The sequence below is a fragment of the Pseudomonas sp. SIMBA_068 genome (genome assembly GCF_046534705.1).
GTDB lineage: Bacteria > Pseudomonadota > Gammaproteobacteria > Pseudomonadales > Pseudomonadaceae > Aquipseudomonas > Aquipseudomonas putida.
The window spans coordinates 1-269 of the sequence record NZ_JAWRYI010000587.1; the positions used below are offsets into that span (position 1 = coordinate 1).

Genomic DNA, 269 nt, shown 5'->3' on the forward strand with positions numbered 1-269 from the left:
CCATAACTGGAAAAAACGTGGCTGGAAAACCGCAGACAAAAAACCAGTAAAAAATGTCGATCTCTGGCAACGTCTTGATGCTGCCCTAGGGCAACATCAAATCAAATGGGAATGGGTTAAAGGCCATGCCGGACACCCGGAAAACGAACGCTGTGATGAACTGGCTCGTGCCGCGGCGATGAATCCCACACTGGAAGATACGGGCTACCAAGTCGAAGTTTAAGCTTGTGGTTTACGACATTGCCAGGCGGTTGGAGCCACCCGGCAAT

1 protein-coding gene is annotated in these 269 nt (G+C 50.9%); it reads left to right on the plus strand.

What is annotated here, in order from left to right; translation table 11 throughout:
* Nucleotides 1-223, plus strand: a 223-nt coding sequence (locus tag SB756_RS30530; protein WP_410913301.1) for an RNase H family protein, incomplete at its 5' end; no start/stop codon positions are given.
* Nucleotides 224-269: the final 46 nt, after the last annotated feature.